Origin of the sequence: Acinetobacter terrestris (genome assembly GCF_004331155.1) — a bacterium.
GTDB classification, from domain to species: Bacteria; Pseudomonadota; Gammaproteobacteria; order Pseudomonadales; family Moraxellaceae; genus Acinetobacter; species Acinetobacter terrestris.
Map to the genome: position 1 here is coordinate 226498 of NZ_SJNZ01000001.1, position 23391 is coordinate 249888.

Here is a 23391-nt window from a genome sequence, read left to right on the forward strand (position 1 = left end):
TCTAAAACTGGTGTCTAGCATCACCATTATTCAGCAGCGAAACCTAAATTCACCATATTGATACGTTTGCTTTGCGCTTCATCTTCTGTAGAACAGCTCGCGGTGAAATCAATTTCACGTTGCTCATCTAAAGCTTCAAAGTCAAACAGTTCACGATCGGCCAATTGTGACGGCGATACGTTTTGCATGGCACCAAAAATACTGTGTAAACGCTTCGGATATTGCGCATCCCATTCACGCAGCATATTGTTGATCATTGCGCGCTGCAGATTTTCCTGTGAACCACATAAGTTACACGGAATAATCGGGAACTGACGCATTTCTGCATACTTGATGATGTCTTTTTCTTCCACATAAGCCAGTGGACGAATCAGGATATTCTTCTTGTCAGATGACAAGAGTTTTGGTGGCATGGCTTTTAAGCTGCCGCCATGGAACAAGTTCAAGAAGAAGGTCGCCATAATGTCATCACGGTGATGACCTAAAGCCACCTTAGTCGCGCCAATTTCTTGAGCAAAGCCATATAACGAACCACGACGTAAACGCGAGCACACTGCACAATACGTTTTACCTTCAGGAGTCAGTTTTTTGGTAATGCTGTAGGTGTCTTTTTCCAGAATGTAATATGGAATGTTATTTTCTTCCAAATAACGTGGCAAGACATCTTCAGGAAAACCCGGCTGCTTTTGGTCAAGGTTCACCGCAACGACATCGAAATTTATGGGTGCAATACGTTTAAACTGCAACATAATGTCGAGCAAGGTATAACTGTCTTTACCACCAGAAATGCATACCATCACCTTGTCACCTTCTTCGAGCATTTTAAAATCACGAATGGCATGACCGACTTGGCGGCGAAGCTTTTTCAACAAACGGTAATATGCCGAACTTGTTGGCAGTTCTGGTTTGAAATTAAATCCTTGTTCGGACTCAACTGGCGAGTACATAGACGAGATTTACCCATAAATAAAAATACCGCGCAATTTTATCCGATCTGGCCTCACATCGCACCAAAAGAATGTAATTTCTGAAAATTGATTATTGTTGTCATTTTCATGTAATCAGCCCTATGTTATTTTGGACGATGCAGTTCAAATTTTGTTCATGATGCTTACCAATTGTACTTTTCCACAGTTGTCCACAAAACCTGTGGATAACTTTGTGGATTTCAAAAGGCTTGACAAGGTGTCTGACCTATTGTTTAAGGCTTCTATTTAAATTGATCATTTTTTGATCAATTTTATTATTTATAAAAATCAATGGCTTAATAGTGTCAAGTTATCCTGATTAAAAAAAATTAAATATTTTTTTGATTACTATCTCTGCAATTAACACTTGCTTTTTACAAACTTGCAGAGAAATAAGTTACACAATGCTTTTTATTCTGTTTTTTTTTGTTAAACTCCTGTTGAACTGTTTAGATCAGATTTTTTTCTCTATAAAAAAATGAAAAATAACATTGTAAGCATGGGACTTTATTTTTTGGGGTGTGTGACAGCTGGTTCTGTTGCAGCGACCAGTCATGCCGGCCAAACCATCTATCAGCTAAAAGAATCAAATGGCACGACCCTACTCACTAATAAACAGGGCCGTTACAGTCATTTAAAAGTTGAAAAGAAAACCTATTATCCTGATAGCAATATGCATAGTTATAGCAACTGGGGCTCATCTGAAGCTTCGGTATTGCCCAGCTATAGCCGTAATAAAAATGCCTTTGACCACATCATTAAACAGGCTGCTGCACAACACGGTATTTCTGAAGGCTTGATTAAAGCAGTCATGCATACTGAATCCGGCTTTAATGTCAATGCGCGCTCGCCTGTCGGTGCACAAGGATTGATGCAACTGATGCCTGCCACGGCGCGACGCTTTAATGTTTCAAATGCCTATGATCCCCAGCAAAATATTATGGCTGGGGCAAAATATTTGTCTTGGCTGATGAAACGCTTTAACGGTAATACTTCACTGGTTTTGGCCAGCTATAATGCCGGTGAAGGAAATGTTGCAAAATATGGCGGCATTCCCCCGTTTAAAGAAACCCAAGATTATGTAAGACGGGTCAGCAGCCGTTATAGCAACTTGTACTCAAATGGAATTGCCAGCAGTTCAACTTCAAGCAATAATGCCCCGACTGAAAATGCAAGAATTATCGCGCAATCTAATTCTGATGAGTCAACAGCATCGAACGCTACACCACATTATAGTGCGCAGCGCCAAATCATTATGGCCGCTGACGGTAGTTTTACCGATGCTCCTATAGGCTCGTTTGCCACGGCACATGCCACGGCTTCTGCGAAAATTTCAATTACCGACTAATCGTGTTGATTGTTTGAAATCTGCCTGCCCCCCCCAGAATTACTTATTTTTCTCCTTGAATTTTTAAGACTTACACCTCATATTTACTACGATGATTTTTGATTCATAAATCAGATTATTTTTTTATTATAAGAGGATTCTCTCAATGATGCGGATTGGTTTGTTCTTGCTTACCAACCTCGCGGTACTGGTTGTAGCTGGCATTATTTTGTCACTCTTCGGTGTCGGTAGTTACCATGGCGCGGGTGGCTTAAATCTTGGCAACCTAATGGTCATCTGTTTTGTCTTTGGTATGGTTGGTTCTATCATTTCCCTGTTCATGTCAAAATGGATGGCGAAAAAAACCACAGGGACAGAGCTTATTGATCCCAACGCGCCTCGTAATCAAGCAGAAGCATGGTTATTACAAGAAATTGCGCAATTGTCGCAACGCGCTGGTATTAATATGCCAGAAGTGGGGATCTTCCCTTCTTACCAGTCCAATGCTTTTGCAACAGGTTGGAACAAAAACGACGCTTTAGTAGCCGTTTCAACGGGTTTACTCGAACGAATGAACAAAGATGAACTTCGTGCGGTACTTGCGCATGAAATTGGTCACGTTGCCAATGGCGATATGGTGACTCTTGCCCTGATTCAGGGTGTCGTCAATGCCTTTGTGATGTTCTTTGCACGTGTCGTCGGTGATTTTATTGACCGCAACGTATTTGGTCGTGAAGACGGCGAAGCACCGGGACTGGCTTACTTCGGGATTACCATCGTACTGGATATTGTGTTTGGTATTCTGGCATCTTCTATCGTGATGTGGTTCTCACGTCAGCGTGAATATCGTGCCGATGAAGCAGGTGCACGTTTAGCCGGCAAACAAGCCATGATTTCAGCATTGTTACGTTTACAAGCAGAATCAGAACTGCCTGATCAAATGCCTAAAGAAATGAAAGCATTTGCAATTGCGGAAGGTAAGGAACAAGGTTTCAGCCTAGCCGCTTTGTTCCAAACTCACCCAACCATTGAACAACGTGTGGCTGCACTACATCAGTTAAACTGCCCATAAGATTTAATTAAAAATATCGTTTGATTAAATTGATATGAAAAAAGCCTCCACATGGAGGCTTTTTTAATGCTGTTGAATCCAACGTAACACGCACTATGCCACGAGCTTTTAAGACCGAGTTCTGGATGATGAAAAAAATTCCAGACTTAAACGTCCTCTATTCAGAATTATCTATTAGAGCTCTTTCATAAATCATTTTTTTAATCACTACAAAGGAAATTCCCTCTCCTTGTAGAAGACTTGCGGAGCATGCTCCTCAGGGAGAGGTTTCTATAAAAACACCCTCATTCTCCTGCAAAGCAATGCTTCTCATCCCAGAGGGAGAAAGGGCTTCAATATCTATTTAGATATAAATAGACCAACGATCATTTTTTGATTTATGAAAGAGATCTATTGATTAGAGTGATAGACCGATTGCAAACCCAGCATGCGATAAAAATTAGATGTAACGTTAAAATTGATCGCTGCTAAATTCGCAGCAATATAATTCATAGCTTTTATCCATAGCCCTTTTCCATAGTTCTTAGCCAGCGTTTTTATCCATCAATTCTTCGTTATAAATCTCAGCGAGCAAAATCAAAAAGCATTCAGTCCTTGAAACCATTGCCATAACCAGCTCAAACTAAACCACATTGCTATTAATATCAACACTAAAACGATTGCGCCCAAAAGGTCAGGAATATGTAACCACAACCAGGCCACCACAGGATTGCGCCAGAAGGCTGAGCTCTGCTGTTTATGCTCCAGGCTCTCATGCAAAAATGGATGAACCACATGGGAATCACTGCGGATCTGATATTCTTCGCGAATATGCTCATGCACAATCGTTAAAGCTTTACGGCTTGGACGAATAAAAATATCAAAAACCGTTCCAACCACAGGGATAAAACCAACTACAGCATCCATCATGGCCAGTTTGATCACTGGATTGAGCTTGCTTTGTGGCACCCCTATTTGCTTGGCTTTATAAATGGCATAGCAGGTCAATACAAATCCTGCGACATCTCCGGCAACGGGAATAGTACTTAATGCGGCATCCGCACCAACCCCCTGCTTGGTAAATGGAATCCGTACCACCGAGTCCATCATATTGGCAAACTTGGCCAAATCCCGCTCTAGACGCACCACTTCTTGCTGGCTAAGTTTTTTTTGTTGTTGCTCTGGCATAAGCCTTAATTCCAAGGAAAGCATTATCTAAACACTTGAGATTACATCATATCTTGTCTTGTTGCTGTGTATCGATATGATTAATAAAGCAGTTTAATGCGCTGTAATAACCAATCAGGATTCATAGCCAGAACACTATTATTGATTCATATAAGCGTCTATCACCCGACTCTTGCATCATGCTCATTTAATGCAGATCCACCACCAATAAGCATCATTAATATAATGCCTATTGATGTGATGAATAGCGCTCAAGATTCCTGTTGAGCTTTGCCCTTAAATAAAGTCCGGATCAGGACATACATAAATGGAATAAAAATCAGCACCAATATGGTCGCAAAAATTACGCCACCTAAAACACTGACTCCGATTTCCTGGCGACTGGCCGCCCCTGCACCAAAGGCAAACACCAGTGGAATCACCCCTGCGCCAAAGGCAAGTGATGTCATGAGAATCGGGCGCAAACGCAAGCTTGCACCTTCCAAAGCAGCTTCAATGACACTGCGTCCTTGCGCTTGAGCCAGTGAGGCAAACTCTACAATTAAAATGGCATTTTTACAGGACAAGCCAATGGTGGTGAGTAATGCAATCTGGAAATAAATGTCATTGGGGAAACCGACAAAATAGCTAAACAGGATATTCCCGCCGATCCCTAAAGGAATGGCACTCATCACAGCGGTAGGAATAGACCAGCTTTCATAAAGTGCAGCCAGACAGAGGAAAATAAAGCCAATCGAGATCAGGTAAAGTAACATCGCCTGATTACTGGATTGCTTTTCTTCATAAGATAAACCGCTCCATGCCACATCAATACCCGGTTGCTGCCCGACCAGTTTGGCAACATCTTGCATAGCCAGACCCGAGCTCACATCTTTTGCGGTATCGGCTTCCATCTGTAGTGCGGTATAGCCCATATAGCGGTTCACCACTTCAGGGCCACCGCTCCAGGTCACATTGGCAAAATTGCTAAATGACACCATCTGGTTCAGATCATTGCGTACATACCAGTACTGTAAATCTTCAGGCTTGGAACGGAATTCGGCATCACCCTGCATCATCACGCGCTTAATCCGGCCGCGGTCAATAAAGTCATTGATATAACTGCCGCCCCAAGCACTGGACAAGGTACTGTTAATGGCAGATTGCGACAGTCCATTGGCCATGGCCAGTTTCTGGTCAACATTGACTTTCAGTTCGGCTTTATCCGGATTGGAACGCTTATCCAGATTTTCAAAAGTAGAATATTGCTTTGCCTGTTCCTGCAGTTGCTTAAATTGAGTGTCCAGAAATTGACGTCCCTGACCATTCACATCGCGAATCCAAAAATCCAATCCATCGGTTTGACCTAAACCACTGACCGAAGATGGCATGCTGACATTAATTTGTGCATTGGGATTTTTTTTGAAATGTTTTAAAGCACGCTCACGAATGGCTTGCGCTGAATTCTCTTTTCCAGAACGCTCATCCCAATGGTTTAAGGCAATAAATCCTTGCCCCAGATTTTGCCCTGTTCCAGAAAAGTTACGCCCATAGCGAATCATCACCAAATTTACGTTGTCTTTTTCATTTTCCAGAAAATATTGTCGAACTTGTTCCCCTATTTCACGGCTTTTCGACATGGGTGCACCATCGACCAATTTAAACTGTACGCTTAATATGCCCTGATCTTCACTGGGAATAAAACTGGTCGGTAAGGCGCGATAAAACAAAGCAAAAACACTGATCAGTGCAGCAAAAACGACTAAGCAAATGGCTTTATGCTGAATAGTCAGATTCGACAATTTAAGATAACGATGTTTTAAACTATCCAACTTTTGATTAAACCACAGCGCCCATTTAGCCGGTTGTGGATTAGGCTTTAAAATCAGCGCACATAAAGCAGGCGTTAGAATCAGCGCGACAGCCAGAGATAAAGCCATGGCTGAAACCAAGGTAATTGAAAACTGGCGGTAAATCACTCCGGTCGAGCCACTAAAAAATGCCATGGGAATAAATACCGCAGTCAGCACCAGTGTAATCCCGATCAATGCACCACTAATTTCTTGCATGGACTCGATCGACGCTTGCTTCGCTGTTAATTGCTTCTCATGCATCAAGCGTTCGACGTTTTCAACCACTACAATCGCATCATCAACCAGAAGTCCAATCGCCAGTACCAAGGCAAATAAAGTTAAGGTGTTAATACTCATGCCCAGCACATACAGTACCGCCATGGTGCCTAGAATGACCACTGGCACGGTAATGGCGGGAATAAGGGTCGCTCGCCAGTTTTGCAGGAAGATAAACATCACCACAATCACCAGCAAAACCGCTTCAAACAGGGTCTTCACCACTTCCTTAATCGATTCTTGTACGAAAGGTGTGTTATCGCGTGGATATACCAGCTTATAGCCTTCAGGCAATTGTGCCGAAAGACGATCAACTTCTGTCTTAATTAAGGCCGAGGTCGCTAAAGCGTTGGCACCGGATGCCAGGGAAATCCCCATCCCCGCAGATTCAAAACCATTAATGGTATTAAATGATTGATAATTTTCAGCACCTAACTCAATACGGGCGACATCTTTTAAATAGATAAAACTGCCATCACGGGCAGATTTAACGATAATATTTTCAAACTCAGGCACCGTTTTTAAGCGCGAGCCTGACGTCACTTTAGCATTTAGATATTGATCTTTGACGGTTGGCAAGTCACCCACTGCCCCGGCCGCCACTTGGGTATTTTGCGCTTCAATTGCTGCCCGAATATCACTGGGCATTAAATTGTATTGTTTTAATTTTGAAGGGTTCAGCCAAATTCGCATCGCATATTGCGAACCAAAAACATCAACTTCACCGACCCCTTCAATGCGCGCCAGCTCTTCTTCCAAATGCGTCAACATATAATCTGACAGTGCAATATTGTCACTTTTACCCGATGCATCGTACAAGCCAATCACCATGTGGGTATCGCCAAGTGACTTGAATACATTTACCCCCTGACGCTGAACATCCTCAGGTAAACGATTCACTACCCCGTTAATTGCATTTTGTACCTGAACTTGTGCAGTATCAGGGTCAGTGCCATTTTCAAAACTAATGCTGATTCGACTACGGCCGGATGAATCACTACTTGAACTAAAATAAAGCAGATGATCAATGCCTTTGATTTGCTGTTCCAAAACCTGGGTCACACTTTCTTCAACGGTTTCTGCTGAAGCACCACTATAGGTGGCGCTCACCGTAATACGTGGCGGTGCAATATCTGGATAGCGCTCCACAGGTAAATTCAACACTGCAAAAAGCCCAAAAGCCATCACAATGATGGCCATTACACCGGCAAAAATAGGTCGTTGAATAAAAAATTTCGACAGCATATGACTTGATCGCAGTTTAAAGGAGTGATGTTGTTGCTAGACCTTAAGCATTAATGCTAAGGCCGCTCATTTATATTGATATTCAGTGACTGAAAGTCAAAATACAATAATATTTAACAGAAAAAATATTTTTCGTCATAAATAAGGAGAAACTATGAAGATAGGTCATTTAATCAGCCGCTATCGTAAGCTTCTTTTCCCATCTTTAGCATGCAACTGTTATTAGATTATTTCACAAAGGATTTTCATTAAAAAAGAAAAGCCATAACTTTGAATATGCAATTTTATTTAACTCAAACTCATAAATGCTCTGATCATATCCATATGCTCTATATCAATGATTTTTTAATATTCATGTTGATTAAGCCGTATCAACAACAATAATTTCTTCACTGCTCATCCTTTTTAGGATGTGTTTTTTTATATTCTGTTTTGATCAGCCATAAAAAAAACCCTGCTTTCGCAGGGTTCTTTTTGAATCATTCGGGAGGATTAACCACCGAATTGGTTCATTGTGTTTTTAGCGTCATCACCGGCTTTAAGCGCGTTGTCACCAGCGAAGATTTCTTTGTGATCATCACCGATGTCAGAACCAGCCATTGCTTGGTGTTTAACACATGCGATTGTACCGCGGATTTCTTTACGTTGTACGCCAGCAACATAAGCAAGCATACCTTGGTCGCCGAAGTAACCTTTAGCAAGCTCATGTGTAGAAAGCGCTGCAGTGTGGTAAGTCGGAAGTGTGATCAAGTGATGGAACACACCCGCTTCACGAGAAGCATCTGCTTGGAATGTACGAACTTTTTCGTCAGCATCAGCAGCCAATTCAGTTTCGTCATACTCAGCGCTCATTAATTTAGCACGGTCGTATGCAGATACATCTTTACCTTCAGCAACATAACGGTCATAAGTTTGTTGACGGAAGTTTAAAGTCCAGTTGAATGATGGGCTGTTGTTATACACAAGTTTCGCATTTGGAACTGATTCACGTACACGGTTAACCATGTGAGCGATTTCGTCAACGTTTGGCGTTGCAGTTTCAATCCAAAGTAAATCAGCACCATTTTCCAAGCTAGATACACAGTCAAGTACAACACGGTCAATTTGCGTGTCAGCACGGAACTGATATAAACCAGAAGGTAAACGCTTAGGACGGTGTAATTTACCATCACGCTTGATTAAGATTTCGTCTTCTTGCGCATCAGCAATATCAATTTCAACAGTGTCTAAGAAACCGATGTACTGAGAAGCGATGTCACCTGGCTCTTTAACCACTGGGATTTTTTGAGTCAAGTCAGCGCCTTCAGAGTCAGTACGCGCAACAATAATACCTTCTTCTACGCCCATTTCTAAGAATGCATAACGAAGTGCATGGATCTTAGAAATGAAGTCTTCGTGAGGAACGGTTACTTTACCTGCTTGGTGACCACATTGTTTCGCATCAGAAACCTGATTTTCGATTTGTAGTGCACACGCACCCGCTTCGATCATTTTCTTAGCAAGCAAGTAAGTCGCTTCTTCGTTACCGAAACCAGCGTCGATGTCTGCAATAATTGGTACAACATGAGTTTGGAAACCATCGATTTGTGCAGTGATTTCAGCAGCTTTAGCTGTATCGCCTGCTTCGTTGGCTTTTTTAAGCGCACGGAACAAATCGTTTAATTCTTTTGCATCTGCTTGACGAAGGAAAGTGTAGATTTCTTCGATCAATGCAGATACTGAAGTTTTTTCGTGCATAGATTGGTCAGGCAATGGACCGAATTCTGAACGAAGTGCAGCAACCATCCAACCAGATAAGTAGATGTAGCGTTTGTCAGTAGTACCGAAGTATTTTTTGTTCGCAATCATTTTTTGTTGAGCGATGAAACCGTGCCAGCAACCCAAAGATTGAGTGTATTTGCTAGAGTCAGCATCATATTCAGCCATATCACGACGCATAATAGCAGCAGTATATTTAGCAATGTCTAAACCAGTTTTGAATTGGTTTTGCATTTGCATACGCGCAGCATCTTCTGGGCTGATATCGCGCCAAGTGTTGCCGAATTTTGCTTTTAATTCGCGGATTGCGTCAATCGCTGTTTGGTATGTAGTCATGATATTTTCCTGTATATAATTTTAGGATTTCATCAATCAAAGGACTAAATCTGCAAAGTATTGATTTGTTCAGATTTAGAGCGCTTCGTTGCAATGGACACAGCTTAGTTTGACTGAAAAAATTAATCCAATAGTCTGCGAGAATCTTCAGTATTTATTTAAAAAATATGTAGATTAAAGTCTAATTATAATTATCGCCATATTTTATAAGTTACTAATTTTAAAAATTATTTAAAAAAACTAAAAAGTCTTTTTTTGTATAACAAACAATCAAGATGCTGTTTTATTCTTCATTAGACCTAAGTATAGGGCGGAATAAAAAACACCAGAATTCTTGTTTTCATCCTATTTTTTCTTATTTCATAGTCATGATTTTTAAAATACAATTGTATTTTATTTCACCAAACACAGCATTCTTAGCTTTATTCTGCATTCAAATCTTTAACTGTGAAAAACCCATCTGCTTTTTCCGCCATAAATTTATGAAATACAAATTTTCATCTAAAGGCCCATGTTATTTAAGTAAGTTCAACACACTTAAAACCTGCTTATTTTATGCGATTGCATGAGCCGAAATTTAAGCTTTTAAATACAGTATTGCAGAGATACAAAGCATCAATTCCATATTGTAATTTGCTTAAAACTCAATTGATAATCAGCCAGAATTTACAAGCGAGTAGAATGGCGAATAGGCTAACAAAAGTACTTTTGAGCCGGCTTTTTTTTCATCATATTTCCTACACAAGCCTTACTGCTTATGGCATAATTGACATAATTTCATGGTTTTATTATGGGTATTTTTTATATGAATCTGGAGCGGGTCGATCTCAATCTATTAATTTACCTTGATGTTCTTTTACGTGAAAAAAATGTTACCCGCGCAGCAGAACAATTGGGTGTTACCCAACCCGCTATGAGTAATATTTTACGCCGTCTACGTAATTTATTTAATGATCCGCTTTTAATCCGTTCTTCTGAAGGCATGACCCCTACAGAACGTGCTTTAGAATTACAACCTCGTATTCGTGATGCACTTTCTGACTTGTCGATGATTTTAGAACCTCGTACAGAATTCCGCCCTTATACCTCGAACCGCGTTTTCCGCATCATGACCTCAGACTATGCCGAAGCGACTTTAGTTCCTCGCCTGGTTAAAGCATTGCGTTCAGAAGCACCGAATGTGGTTCTCGACTTTTTAACTCCAAGTGATGTGTCTTACCGCGACATGGAACAAGGTAAAGTTGATTTAGCCATTAACCGATTCAATGAAATTCCACAAAGTTTCCATCAGGTCTTGGTTTGGCGTGACAGTTTTTCGTGTTTACTCAACAACAAACACCCCGCCAGCACAAACTTAAATCTGAAAAGCTATTTAGATGCACAGCATATCTGGGTGTCTAAAACCGGTATGGGCGTTGGCTTTGGGGTCAACCCGGATAAACAAGCCGGACTGGGCTGGATTGATCAAGCCTTAGAGCGTATTGGGCAAAAACGCAAAATTTCTGTTTTTACCCGTCATTATCAAATGCCTGCGCTTTTAGCATCTAATGTGGATTTAATCGCAACGCTGCCAAGCCGTATTGCCAAACTGCAATCGAATAATCCAAACCTGCTGATTAAAGATCCGCCGTTTTATATTCCAGAATTTGAATTGAAAATGGCATGGTGTCCGTTGTTGCATCATCATCCTGCACACCGCTGGTTACGTCAGCTGATTCTGTATGTAGCCCGCCAAATGATTGAAGAAGAAAATCGTGAATTTCTAATGAATAACTCACAATTTTCGCATTATTAATCGTAAAAATCCTTAAATTCTTCTTTTTTAAGATTATACTGTGCTAATTCAGGTAGTAATTTCATTACTACCTCTAGTCTTTTTGTGTTAAAAATATTCCATAATAATGATGATCTACAGGTGGATTCGTGAGCCTTTTCCAGAATATCCTCATCATCGTGATACTGATTGCGGGAGCCGGTTTTCTCTCTTTAACTGAGATTGCCCTTGCCGGTGCACGCAAAGTCAAACTTAAAATCCTCGCAGAATCTGGTGAGGAACGCGCCCAAAAAGTTTTAGACCTGCAAGAACAATCGGCTGATTTCTTTGCGGCTTCGCAAATTGGCTTAAACGCAGTTGCCATTCTCGGCGGTATTTTGGGTGAAGCAGCATTTCGTCCCTATATCGTAAATTTCGTGAATCGTATTTATCAAGGCCCATGGACTGAAAACATTGGTTTTATCCTCTCCTTTAGCTTAGTTACCTCGCTTTTTATTCTTTTTGCAGATTTAATGCCCAAACGCATGGCCATGATCGCACCCGAAAAAATTGCGGTTTCTGTGATTAACCCCATTCAAATTTTCATTAAAATTTGCAAGCCATTGGCCTGGGCCATTAATGCCATCGCGAATTTATTGTTCCGTTTGTTTAAAATCAATACTGTCCGTGATGACAATATTACCTTTGCCGATATTTCAGCAGTCATGGATGCAGGTGCGCAGGCCGGTGTACTACAAAAACAAGAACATCATTTCATTGAAAATGTATTTGAACTTGAAGAGCGTAATGTGCCTTCAAGTATGACCACCCGTGAAAATGTGGTGTTCTTTACCTTAAATGAACCTGAAGAAAGTATTCGACAAAAGCTGGCGGAATATCCTTATTCCAAATTCCTGGTCTGTAGCAATGACATTGATAGTGTGATTGGCTATGTCGATGCCAAAGATATTCTGGTGCGTATTCTGAATAATCAGTCGCTGTTACAATTAAATGAAAGCACCATCCGTAATGTATTGACCATTCCTGACACCCTGACTTTATCGGAAGTACTGGATCGTTTCCGCTCGACCAAGGAAAAGTTTGCAGTCGTCATTAATGAATATGCCTTGGTGGTGGGGGTGATTACCCTCTCCGACATTATGATTACGGTAATGGGTGACTGGGTAACAACGATTGAAGCGGATCAGCAAATCATCAAGCGTGACAATAATTCATGGCTGATTGATGGCAGCACACCGATTGAAGACATCAAGCATGCGCTCGAAATTGATGAAATGCCGGATGATGAAAACTATGAAACTATCGCTGGTTTTATGATGTACAAATTGCGCAAGATTCCACGTCCTGCGGATGCAGTGATATTTGGGGCCTATAAATTTGAAGTGGTCGATGTCGATCATTTTAAAATTGACCAATTGCTGGTCACACGTCTGCTTGAAAAATCAACAGAACCTGAAGTCATCGAACCACCTTCCAGCTAATTGGATCTGTTCCAAATCGATTCCCTACATTAAAAAATGTATAACCTTAAAAACCCATTCTTGTAATGGGTTTTTTAATATCTTTTTCTTATGAACATACTCATGCTTCCCTCCGCATTTCCTCGAAATTTTTATGGCTATTTCTGTGTTAAACCACTCGTACAGCAATTGATGAATGCACAGAATTTTTAAGCTCACCCGCAAGATGATTAATAAACATACAATTAAGTAATATTTTCAAATATTTAGCATTCAGCGTACTGAAGTGCTTATTTTAATAGCCTCTATTTAAAGAATATTTTTATGCTTGATAGTGAAACAAATCACATTTTTATTCAGATATTTTGTTTTATAGACCTATAGCTTAAGCTCTGTTCAGACTATGTATCTAACTTCAACAAACATAGTTCTGCACTTTCAAAGGATTGATTCTCCATGCTGACCCTATTAGGTCTTGGCATGATTTTATGCTTTATGTATTTAATCATGACCCGACGTATGAGTGCGCTTGTAGCACTCACCCTAATTCCCGTAATATTTGCTCTTATTGCCTATATATTAGGTTTCTTCTTTGACAGCTTAAGTCATATCGAAATCCAGAATCTTGGCGAAATGATGCTGGAGGGTGTTAAAAAACTTGCACCCACTGGAATCATGCTGTTATTTGCCATTTTATATTTTGCCATCATGATTGATACCGGGCTATTTGACCCGTCAGTTAAATGGATTTTAAGACTGGTTAAAGGTGACCCTTTAAAAGTAACGCTGGGAACAATCACCTTAACTTTAATCGTATCACTGGATGGCGATGGCTCAACAACCTATATGATCTGTGTGGCAGCCATGCTTCCTCTATATAAACGTTTAGGAATGAGCCCTTTGGTCATGGCCTGTCTAATGATGCTCTCCAGTGGCATTATGAACCTGACGCCATGGGGTGGACCTACTGCTCGTGCCGCCAGCGCACTGCATGTTGACCCAAGCGATGTATTTGTCCCTATGATTGTTCCCATGATCTGCGCCATTGCCTGGGTTTATTTTATGGGCTACATGTATGGACGTATGGAACGCAAACGTTTAGGAATTATTACCCTAGATGTCAGTCATGGCGATAATATTCAAATCTCTTCCAATCCAGAAGCGAATCGCGCTCATTTAAGATGGTTTAATACTTTATTAACTGTCGTGCTCATGATTTGTCTGGTCAAAAGTGTATTACCCATGTCGGTCCTTTTCATGATTGCACTTTGTATTGCCCTGGTGGTGAATTATAAAGATATTAATATGCAAAAAGATTTGATTGCCCATCATGCCGGAAGTGCTTTAAACGTTGTGGGAATTATTTTCGCAGCCGGTATTTTCACAGGTATTTTGGCCGGTACTGGCATGGTAGATTCCATGTCTAAAGAATTGGTCGCCATTATTCCTGAAAGTATGGGACCATTTCTTGCGCCAATTACCGCTGTCCTAAGTATGCCTTTAACCTTCTTTATGTCGAATGATGCCTTCTATTATGGAGTTCTGCCTGTGCTTTCTGAAGCCGCCCTGCATTATGGCATTAGCCCAGTAGAAATGGCACGTGCTGCAATTGTTGGCCAACCCGTCCATCTACTTTCTCCCTTGGTCCCTTCTACTTATCTTTTATGTGGTCTAGCCGGTATTGATTTTGGACAACATCAAAAATTTGCAATCAAGTGGGCCATTCTGACCTGTTTAGTCATGATGCTGGGTGGCCTAATTTTTGGTGGTTTTCCTTTTTACTCAACGCTTCCTTAAACATTAATGATAAAAAAACCCAAAAAGTTCGACTTTTTGGGTTTTTTCTTATTTTGAGGAAAACTATTTAAAGTTCTCAATCAAGTTCTCGATCACGAGAGCATAGTGAATACCAATATCTTCTTCTAAAATATTGTATGCATTATCAAACTGAACCATTGGCCAGCCTTCTTTCCAGAAAGGGAAAATATTGTGTAGATCGCGCGTTACAATTGCGTCTTCACGCAGAATCGCTTGCGCAACTTGTGATAAAACTTGAGCTGTTTCAGCACCGTCAATCGCCATGTAATCAATACCACGTACTTTTAAAATACGAATACGATCTTTTTTATATTTAATTTTTTTAGCTTGGCCGGCATTTAATCCTAATGCCAAAGTCACTGCTTCAACAAAGTTTTTTTCAAAAGTATCATGCAAAGCAACAATTGCCTGTTTATGTGCTTCTTGACGACCAGCTTTACCCCCATTAAGGATAATCTCTTTCGCTTCAGTATTTAGCACATCGTCTTTCATGGACTGTAAAATGTCTAAAATTTCGATATCGCTTAAAGATTCAGGAGATTGATCAGTCATAAACTGTCCTTGGACAAAAAATAATAAAGATCTATTTTCGCATAATTCATCATTTAATACAGGAATAAAATCTGCTTCACCACATTCTTCTTCAGCAAGCAGACTAAAAACAACACTTATAAATTATACTATTGATTTAATAAGGTTGAAATTTCTTTAGTCCCTTAAGACTTATAATTGTGGAGTCACACTAACAGCTCTATATCAAAATTAAACTCGACTTAAATAGTCAAAAGTTAACAGGAAATACTTTTTGCTATTCATTCCCCCAAGATAAGCTTATTTTTTCACTGTTATATTCCGTTAAATCATTTATATTAGCCCTACATTTTATGCCCCCCTTTTTAATTCTTATGATCAGCAATAAACAAACTTCCCTTTTTTTAAAACAAATGCGGGAACAATACCCGACAGCGTTTAAAAGAAATTATTTGTTTTATAGCATGATCAAAACCAAGGGCATTTTAGATGAGTTGAAAGAACTGATTCCGTGGGTTCTTGCAGTGATGATTTTCGTATCATTATCTATGAGTGGGGGGCATTTTATTTCGCTTCAACTTCCACAATTTGATACTTTTCGCGCGCATGGCATTGCTGTTTTAGCCATCATGTTGCTGTTTATGCTGTATACCCCATTCGTTATCAAGCAGATCAAACACAGTTCAACCTCCCTCTATCAACACTTACGTCATACTCCGGTTAAACTCGCTGTTTTGATTCTGCTTCAAGCTATTAATATTGCTTATATTGAAAGCACTTTTTTAGAAGTGATTCTATTCTTCTTCGCTTTAAGTTTTGGTTTTATACGCTTTTATAAAGAAAATATGTTCCGTGAAGACACTCAAAATGAGCAATATTTTTATCTGCAAGAAACGCGTCGCATCTGCTTTTGGTCCTATAAACAAATTTTAAAAATTAAATTTAAAATTTTATTGAGTGCTAAAAATTCAAAGGCTCGTCATGCCCTTGAACGACAAGAAAAAAAGTTTATCGAACTGCATATTCAGCTGATTCGTTATGAAAATGAACTCTGTAAAACCCATAAACATGTAGATGTTGAAACCTATTTAGATAGCTTGATGTAAATATTAAAAGTTTCATTCCCTGATCTGTTTTTTATTAGAAAATGATTATTTTTTTGCTGCGCTCAATAAAGGGAAAAGTATTCATGATCATGCAGAAAACTCTCACAAATAAACTATTTTTTAGTTATAAATACATGAATTGATTGAAAAGAAAGCAAACACACCGAAAGATGCTTGCCAAGTTTTATTTCGTCCTCTATTATTGCCGACATGCCCGAGTGGTGAAATCGGTAGACACAGGGGATTTAAAATCCCCCGCCCACAAAGCGTGCCAGTTCGAGTCTGGCCTCGGGCACCATTTTAAAACTGATTAAAATGGTGCAATAAAAGACCCAGCGATAAGCTGGTTTTTTTATGCCTAAATTATTAAACTACAATCAAACTAATAAAAAGAAATAATAAAAATGAACACAAATAACTTGCCACGCATGCTGTATTTCAGCCTGCTTATATTGCTTATCTCACCCTTTACTTATGCAGCCGAGCCAGAGCCAAAAATACCGAATCAGGTCATCTATTCTTTATTTTCTGGAACAATAACCCAAGATAAAGATCAGCTTATCTTACATCATTGCACTTTAGCCAAAGATCCGTACCTGCTTGAGTTTAATCATGCACAAGATGAAAAACGGATTCGCTCACTGCTGCAACAAGAGCCAAATTTTTGGCTTAATTTAAGAGCGAGTGCTTATCTAAAAAATGAAAAACGCTACTTAACGGTGGATGGGATAGCAGAGATCCATCCCAAAGAAAGCTGCCATCTTTCCAAAATGTTATTTGATTTAAATAAATCTTCGAATCTTAAACTAACCAATAGAGAGTGACTTACCACTCTCTATTAGATACCAATTCTTCCATTTCAATATCCATATAACCGTGATCTTGCACCACCATCATCATGGCTTCAGCAATATAATCAGCCGCAGTATCATCTAATGATGAATCAAGATCTTCAAACTGCGGTTTCATCTTGTTAATGAAAACAACTGTTTCGGCAGCAAAACGATAAATTTCAACTTCAGACAAATCAGGCTTTGCTACTTTTTTCGCAAACTGCTTAATTGTCTGTTTAACTTCAGCCACCAGAATATCGGGATAATATTCATCATCAAACATCGGGAGAAGTAAATTTTCAAACATACAAAACTCAAAAAAGACACGTGTTAAAGCGAGCCTGTATAACACAAAGCAATAAAATTACCAAACTAAACCATAAAAAAAGACTGTGTACTTACCCACCCTATTTTTTATTTAAACTTCCTGTATGCAATTAAACTGGAATCATCTCTTATGCACTTTAAGTAACTCACTAATTAATTAAAGATTATAGGTATGTACACTACACGCTCTTTGCTGGCTAGTTATCAAATGAACTGCACAAATAAAAAAATAAGTATTAAGTCCACTTAAATACATGCAGAATTCATGGAATATATGCACAGATTAGCTTTTAAAACATTTATATAACAAAGCCCTACTGCACAATATTAACTAAAGCTATCCACAAACAGCCAGAACGACAAAAGAAGATGCTTTGTCTTATTTTGTGGGAGGAAATCCAAATTTTCCGGGTGACAAAGGCTTTGCACTCGCTGGCTGGGAAAAGTGCGAAGTCGATAATGCTGCTATAAATATATCGGGTGATAGTACAACCAGTTTCGGTAAAGTTCACTTCACCAACAAGAATGGCGAAGTAACCACGGTCGATAAAACCTGGAAATTTGTAAAAGATAACGCAGGAAAATTACGCATTATTGTTCACCATTCTTCGCTTGAGAATAAAGCCAAATGATTAACTATTAAAGCAAAAAAGCCCGATAACCTATCGAGCTTTTTCTTACTTATACACCTAGATGATTCATTGCATTCCAGACTTTAATGGCATCATTCATCGCTTTGACATCATGCGCTCGTACCATACAAGCACCCTGTTGAATACTCATCAGATGTGCTGCGACCGAACCTATGGCACGGTTTTGTGCATCCGCCCCGCCCAGTGCTTCTCCAATAAAACGCTTTCTGGAAAGTGCAGATAAAATGGGATAACCCATGTCATTTAATTTATAAAATTCATTTAATAATTTTAAGTTTTGCTGTGCATTTTTAGCAAAACCAAAACCCGGATCAACCATGATATTTTCAGGTTTTACCCCTGCTGTTAAAGCATCATCGACACGCTGTTGTAGCTCTTTAATTACATCTGTGGTTACATTATCATATTGATTTAAATTATTCATGATGGTGGGTTCACCACGCATATGCATAATGATGACAGGTATATTCAGTTCAGCCGCCGTGTCGAGTGCCTGTGGACGGGTTAATGCACGCACATCATTCCAGATATGCGCGCCCGCTTGCACTGCTGCACGCATCACTTCCGGCTGTGAAGTGTCAATCGAGATAATCACATCATGCTTTGATAATTCTTCTACCACGGGTACCACTCGACGGATTTCTTCTTCAACGTCCACCGCAGATGCTCCCGGACGTGTGGATTCGCCACCGACATCAATCACGGTTGCTCCATCAGTCATCATTTGCAGTGCATAAGTTAGCGCCTGATCTTTTCCATTATGCTTCCCCCCATCACTAAAAGAGTCTGGAGTAACATTCAAAATGCCCATGACATGCGGTTGAGATAGATCAAGACTTAGCCGTCCACATTGCAATACTCGTTTTGGTAATGGCATCAACCGCATAATAACTCTCCTTAATATCTAATCCACAGTGTATCAAGAGTTGCTTTTATTCTGGCTGAAATCTTTTCAAACTCTCAACTTTTAAGCATAAAAAAGAGCCTCAATTGAGACTCTTTTTCGCACCAAACCTAAAGCATTAGCTTGCAGGTAATGGTGGTGGTGTTGCTGGACCATCAGTAGGTGTTACATCAATTACTGGATTGTCAGCAATATATACCTTAGGTGGTTGAGGTTCACGACCTTCCATGATGTCACGGATTTGGTCACGATCAATAGTTTCCCATTCCATCAACGCTTTAACCATTGCATGGGCAACATCTTTCTTACTTTCTAGGATATCGCGTGCAATTTTATATTGCTCATCCAGAATTCGACGAATCTCACGATCCACTTCTAGTTGGGTCGTTTCAGAAATACTGCGGCTACCAATACTGCCCATGAAAGATTGCTGTGCATCTTCTTCATAGACCATCACGCCCATTTTGTCAGACATACCGTATTTGGTCACCATTGCACGTGCCATTTTGGTTGCACGCTCAAAATCGTTTGATGCGCCGGTAGACATTTGATTAATGAATACTTCTTCAGCAATACGACCACCAAATAAAATGGAAAGTTCATTCAACATTTTGTCTTTATAATGGCTGGTTTGATCAAACTCAGGTAACTGCCAAGTTACACCTAAAGCCCAACCACGCGGCATAATGGTTACTTTATGCACCGGGTCTGTTCCTGGTAAACTTTCAGCAACAATCGCATGACCTGCTTCATGGTAAGCCGTAGCTCGACGTTCTTCATCACGAAGCACCATCGATTTACGCTCTGGCCCCATGTACAACTTGTCTTTTGCATCTTCAAAGTCATGCATATCAACTGTGTTCTTGTTGCGACGTGCTGCAAAAAGTGCCGCTTCATTTACAAGATTCGCCAATTGTGCGCCCGAGAAACCAGGCGTACCACGTGCAAGAACTTTTACATCCACACCCGTAACAGAAGGCAATTTTTTCATGTGAACATTCAGAATTTGTTCACGACCTTTAATGTCAGGAAGACCTACCATTACTTGACGGTCAAAACGACCCGGACGAAGTAAGGCTTTATCCAGTACATCTGCACGGTTGGTTGCAGCGATAACAATAATACCTTCGTTACCTTCAAAACCATCCATTTCAACCAGCATCTGGTTCAATGTTTGTTCACGCTCATCATGACCACCACCGGTACCTGAACCACGGTGACGACCCACCGCATCAATCTCATCAATAAAGATGATACATGGCGCATGGCGTTTTGCCTGTTCAAACATATCACGGACACGGGATGCACCCACACCCACGAACATTTCAACGAAGTCAGAACCGGAAATACTGAAGAATGGAACTTTTGCCTCACCTGCAATGGCTTTGGCAAGTAAAGTTTTACCGGTACCTGGAGGACCAACCATTAAAACACCACGTGGAATACTTGCACCGAGACGTTTAAATTTGGTTGGATCTTTCAGGAAATCGACAATTTCTACAACTTCTTGTTTAGCTTCATCACAGCCAGCCACATCTGCAAACGTTACTTTGATTTGGTCATCTGAAAGCATTTTTGCTTTTGACTTACCAAAACTCATCGGTCCGCTTTTACCACCGGCACCACCACCCATGTTGCGCATAAAGAACATGAATAACAAAATGATCAAAAGTACAGGGAAGCTGGCGATAAGAAGTTGCATCAACAAGCCTTGACGCGCAGGGGCAGTACCCTCTACGACAACGCCTTGTTTAATGAGGTTTGGCATAAGTTCTGGGTCTTGAATCGCAGGACGGATACTCTCAAACTCTGAACCGTTTGTTTTTTCACCACGAATTCTTTCACCATCAATTGTGACTTGCTTAATTTGACCAGCATTCACCGCTGAAACAAACTCTGAATAATTCATTGCTGTCGGTTGATTGCGGTCACTGATGTTGCTGAAAATTAGAATCAGCACACCGAGTATAACCAGCCACAATACGGCATTCTTGAAGAGATCGCTCAAAGCTTTATTCCCATATCAATCTAATTTGATCATGCCCAAAATGGGTGACCTTAATATAAGCTGAAGATCAGCTGTGCAATATTTTAAAAATGTACAAAATGCACAATTTTTAACGTCTTGGCAAGTAAACTTTATATAGAAGCCTTCTTGCGCCCTTGTCCGATCAAAAATACTTCTTTAGAACGGGCACGTGAAGCAGCAGGTTTTGCTGTCTTTAACACATCGAAGCTATCTACGACTTGTTTACGGAATTCATCAAATCCTGTGCCCTGGAACACCTTGACCACAAACTGCCCTTTCGGTCCTAAAACCTTGTTGGCGAAATCTAAAGCAAGTTCACACAAGTAGATTTGACGCGGTTGATCTACAGCCTTGTTACCTGATGTATTGGGGGCCATATCTGAAATTACAACGTCTACAGTGCGTCCGTTTAAAAGATTTAACAATTTTTCGAAAACTTCTTCTTCTCGGAAGTCACCTTGCAAAAAAGTAACATCAGGCAATGCATCCATTTCCAGGATATCGGAAGCAATCAGCAAACCTTTATCGCCGACTAATTTTCCGGCAATTTGCGACCAGCTCCCTGGGGCAGCACCCAGATCGACCACGGTCATACCGGGTTTGATAATTTTGTATTTTTCTTGCATTTCAAGAAGCTTATAGGCAGCACGCGCACGATAGCCTTCCTTCTGTGCTTTTTTCACAAACGGATCGTCTAAGTGCTCGCGCATCCAATCTCGACTGCTTTTCGATAACTTTTGGTTGGTAATGCGTGTCGCCATAACTCTCTAAATAATAAAAAACTTCTAATTCATGATTGTACGTGAAAAATATATCCCTTGCAGTATACATCTGTATCTAAATCTGATCTTTGGTATGTTTTTTTCAATAAACGAAATTGATTTTTTCACAGAATATAAAGCGTTTAAACCTGGCATTTGCTATACTAAGCCGTTTTTAAAATTAGGTTATCTTTATGGCGGCTTTATCAATTCAGGAACGCAAGCGTTTGCGTCAAATCGGACATGCACTTAACCCAGTGGTTATGCTTGGCGGTCAAGGTTTGACTGAAAATGTCATCGAAGAAACAAACCGTGCTTTAAATGATCATGAACTGATTAAAGTTAAAATTGCCGGTGAAGATCGCGAAGCACGTGTTGCTGCAATTAACGAAATTGCTCAAGTGACTGGCGCTGAAATAGTACAAACGATTGGTAAAATTGCATTGCTTTATAAAAAAGCTGCAAAACAAAATCCAAAACTTTCGAATCTTGTACGCCACGCACATTTGTCTAACTAAGCTGTATGGCCAGTTACGAACTTAATGCTTTCGATCGTCGCTTTCAATCTATCTCTTTAGTGGGCGCGATTGAACAACAAGGTCCATATGGTTTAAATGTGGGTTATTGGCTACGTGATCCAAATCAGCTCATGCAATGGCCTGAATTAGAACAGGGTAACCCACGTCAAGATTTCTTGTGGGAAAATACCTGTTATGAAATTTTTATTGGCGTTCATGGCGAAGATTTCTATCGAGAAATTAACCTCTCTCCTTCACAAGCTTGGCAGGTCTATCAATTCGAGGAATATCGTTATCCTGAAGAGATGCCTCCGCAAGCTGCAAATGACATTGAACTGAATCAACTCAAACGCACACATTACGGTTTAAATGTGAGCCTGGATTTGAGCGAGTTTATGTTAAAGCACAAATTAAAATGGTCGGATATGTTCTTGGGTTTAAGTGCTGTACTGAACACCTCGCAAGGTACTCAATACTACGCGATGCAACACAGCAGCCCGAATGCAGACTTTCACAACAAACGTGATTGGCTACATCAGTTCTAAAAAATAGTACGGATATTCGGCAAATAAAAAAGTGAGGCATATGACCTCACTTTTTTATGCTTTCAGTTTTTATGTTTTTAATACTTGTTTTATGTTTTCAAGACTTGGATTCAGGGAATATTACATATTGCGCCTATTCCCTGCCTTTAGT

At 40.2% G+C, this 23391-nt stretch carries 19 protein-coding genes and 1 tRNA gene; 11 read left to right on the forward strand and 9 right to left on the reverse strand.

Annotated elements, in window-relative coordinates; all coding sequences use genetic code 11:
- Positions 1 to 26 precede the first annotated feature (26 nt).
- Positions 27 to 947, reverse strand: coding sequence for a tRNA 2-thiocytidine(32) synthetase TtcA (gene ttcA, locus E0H81_RS01040; RefSeq protein WP_131268085.1), 921 nt, complete (start codon positions 945 to 947; stop codon positions 27 to 29).
- A 499-nt stretch (positions 948 to 1446) separates the two neighbouring features.
- On the opposite strand from ttcA, the gene E0H81_RS01045 reads away from it, so the two are divergent.
- On the forward strand, positions 1447 to 2316 hold the full coding sequence (locus E0H81_RS01045; protein ID WP_131315810.1) for a lytic transglycosylase domain-containing protein: 870 nt from the start codon (positions 1447 to 1449) through the stop codon (positions 2314 to 2316).
- Between the two features lie 145 nt (positions 2317 to 2461).
- Positions 2462 to 3367: a protease HtpX gene (htpX, locus tag E0H81_RS01050; RefSeq protein WP_131315812.1), complete on the forward strand. Its 906-nt coding sequence runs from the start codon at positions 2462 to 2464 to the stop codon at positions 3365 to 3367.
- Positions 3368 to 3943: 576 nt separating this feature from the next.
- On the opposite strand, the gene E0H81_RS01055 is transcribed toward htpX, so the two are convergent.
- The 3 genes from E0H81_RS01055 to E0H81_RS01065 form a co-directional block, all read right to left on the reverse strand.
- Positions 3944 to 4534 carry a DUF4112 domain-containing protein gene (locus E0H81_RS01055; RefSeq protein ID WP_131315814.1) on the reverse strand — a complete coding sequence of 197 codons (591 nt, stop codon included), beginning with the start codon at positions 4532 to 4534 and terminating at the stop codon, positions 3944 to 3946.
- A gap of 251 nt (positions 4535 to 4785) precedes the next feature.
- A complete protein-coding gene (locus tag E0H81_RS01060; RefSeq protein ID WP_131315816.1) occupies positions 4786 to 7887 on the reverse strand; it encodes a multidrug efflux RND transporter permease subunit in 3102 nt (1033 codons plus the stop codon).
- A gap of 492 nt (positions 7888 to 8379) precedes the next feature.
- Positions 8380 to 9981 (reverse strand): isocitrate lyase, encoded by a 1602-nt coding sequence (locus tag E0H81_RS01065; RefSeq protein ID WP_131268090.1) that lies wholly within the window; start codon positions 9979 to 9981, stop codon positions 8380 to 8382.
- 805 nt (positions 9982 to 10786) lie between these two features.
- Between E0H81_RS01065 and E0H81_RS01070 the strand changes: the two genes are divergently transcribed.
- The 3 genes from E0H81_RS01070 (at position 10787) to E0H81_RS01080 (ending at position 15012) form a co-directional block, all read left to right on the forward strand.
- Entirely contained in the window at positions 10787 to 11776 is a 990-nt protein-coding gene (locus tag E0H81_RS01070; protein WP_131268091.1) for a LysR family transcriptional regulator, read from the forward strand.
- 128 nt (positions 11777 to 11904) lie between these two features.
- Positions 11905 to 13236, forward strand: coding sequence for a polyamine export protein PaeA (gene paeA, locus E0H81_RS01075; protein WP_131268092.1), 1332 nt, complete (start codon positions 11905 to 11907; stop codon positions 13234 to 13236).
- A gap of 435 nt (positions 13237 to 13671) precedes the next feature.
- The gene (locus E0H81_RS01080; RefSeq protein WP_131268093.1) at positions 13672 to 15012 is read left to right on the forward strand and encodes a CitMHS family transporter; all 1341 of its coding nucleotides are present in this window, start codon (positions 13672 to 13674) and stop codon (positions 15010 to 15012) included.
- 63 nt (positions 15013 to 15075) lie between these two features.
- Here E0H81_RS01080 and E0H81_RS01085 read toward each other — a convergent pair whose 3' ends face one another.
- Positions 15076 to 15585: a hypothetical protein gene (locus tag E0H81_RS01085; protein ID WP_131315819.1), complete on the reverse strand. Its 510-nt coding sequence runs from the start codon at positions 15583 to 15585 to the stop codon at positions 15076 to 15078.
- A 353-nt stretch (positions 15586 to 15938) separates the two neighbouring features.
- Between E0H81_RS01085 and E0H81_RS01090 the strand changes: the two genes are divergently transcribed.
- From E0H81_RS01090 to E0H81_RS01100, 3 genes are all read left to right on the forward strand, one after another.
- Positions 15939 to 16670, forward strand: coding sequence for a hypothetical protein (locus E0H81_RS01090; RefSeq protein WP_131315821.1), 732 nt, complete (start codon positions 15939 to 15941; stop codon positions 16668 to 16670).
- A 212-nt stretch (positions 16671 to 16882) separates the two neighbouring features.
- A tRNA-Leu gene (locus E0H81_RS01095) sits at positions 16883 to 16968 on the forward strand.
- A 121-nt stretch (positions 16969 to 17089) separates the two neighbouring features.
- The gene (locus tag E0H81_RS01100; RefSeq protein ID WP_131315823.1) at positions 17090 to 17494 is read left to right on the forward strand and encodes a hypothetical protein; all 405 of its coding nucleotides are present in this window, start codon (positions 17090 to 17092) and stop codon (positions 17492 to 17494) included.
- A gap of 1 nt (position 17495) precedes the next feature.
- On the opposite strand, the gene E0H81_RS01105 is transcribed toward E0H81_RS01100, so the two are convergent.
- The gene (locus E0H81_RS01105) at positions 17496 to 17810 is read right to left on the reverse strand and encodes a DUF5713 family protein (RefSeq protein WP_131315825.1); all 315 of its coding nucleotides are present in this window, start codon (positions 17808 to 17810) and stop codon (positions 17496 to 17498) included.
- 394 nt (positions 17811 to 18204) lie between these two features.
- Between E0H81_RS01105 and E0H81_RS01110 the strand changes: the two genes are divergently transcribed.
- Complete coding sequence (locus E0H81_RS01110) at positions 18205 to 18462, forward strand: metal-independent carbonic anhydrase family protein (protein WP_131315827.1); 258 nt, start codon at positions 18205 to 18207, stop codon at positions 18460 to 18462.
- 49 nt (positions 18463 to 18511) lie between these two features.
- On the opposite strand, the gene folP is transcribed toward E0H81_RS01110, so the two are convergent.
- From folP to rlmE, 3 genes are all read right to left on the reverse strand, one after another.
- Positions 18512 to 19369 carry a dihydropteroate synthase gene (folP, locus tag E0H81_RS01115; protein ID WP_131315829.1) on the reverse strand — a complete coding sequence of 286 codons (858 nt, stop codon included), beginning with the start codon at positions 19367 to 19369 and terminating at the stop codon, positions 18512 to 18514.
- A 136-nt stretch (positions 19370 to 19505) separates the two neighbouring features.
- Positions 19506 to 21395: an ATP-dependent zinc metalloprotease FtsH gene (gene ftsH / locus E0H81_RS01120; RefSeq protein WP_131268098.1), complete on the reverse strand. Its 1890-nt coding sequence runs from the start codon at positions 21393 to 21395 to the stop codon at positions 19506 to 19508.
- A 131-nt stretch (positions 21396 to 21526) separates the two neighbouring features.
- Positions 21527 to 22177 carry a 23S rRNA (uridine(2552)-2'-O)-methyltransferase RlmE gene (rlmE, locus tag E0H81_RS01125; protein ID WP_131315831.1) on the reverse strand — a complete coding sequence of 217 codons (651 nt, stop codon included), beginning with the start codon at positions 22175 to 22177 and terminating at the stop codon, positions 21527 to 21529.
- Between the two features lie 194 nt (positions 22178 to 22371).
- Here rlmE and yhbY point away from each other — a divergent pair, with 194 nt between their 5' ends.
- On the forward strand, positions 22372 to 22695 hold the full coding sequence (gene yhbY, locus E0H81_RS01130; protein WP_067868089.1) for a ribosome assembly RNA-binding protein YhbY: 324 nt from the start codon (positions 22372 to 22374) through the stop codon (positions 22693 to 22695).
- A gap of 5 nt (positions 22696 to 22700) precedes the next feature.
- Positions 22701 to 23240 (forward strand): DOMON-like domain-containing protein, encoded by a 540-nt coding sequence (locus tag E0H81_RS01135; protein WP_131315833.1) that lies wholly within the window; start codon positions 22701 to 22703, stop codon positions 23238 to 23240.
- Positions 23241 to 23391: the final 151 nt, after the last annotated feature.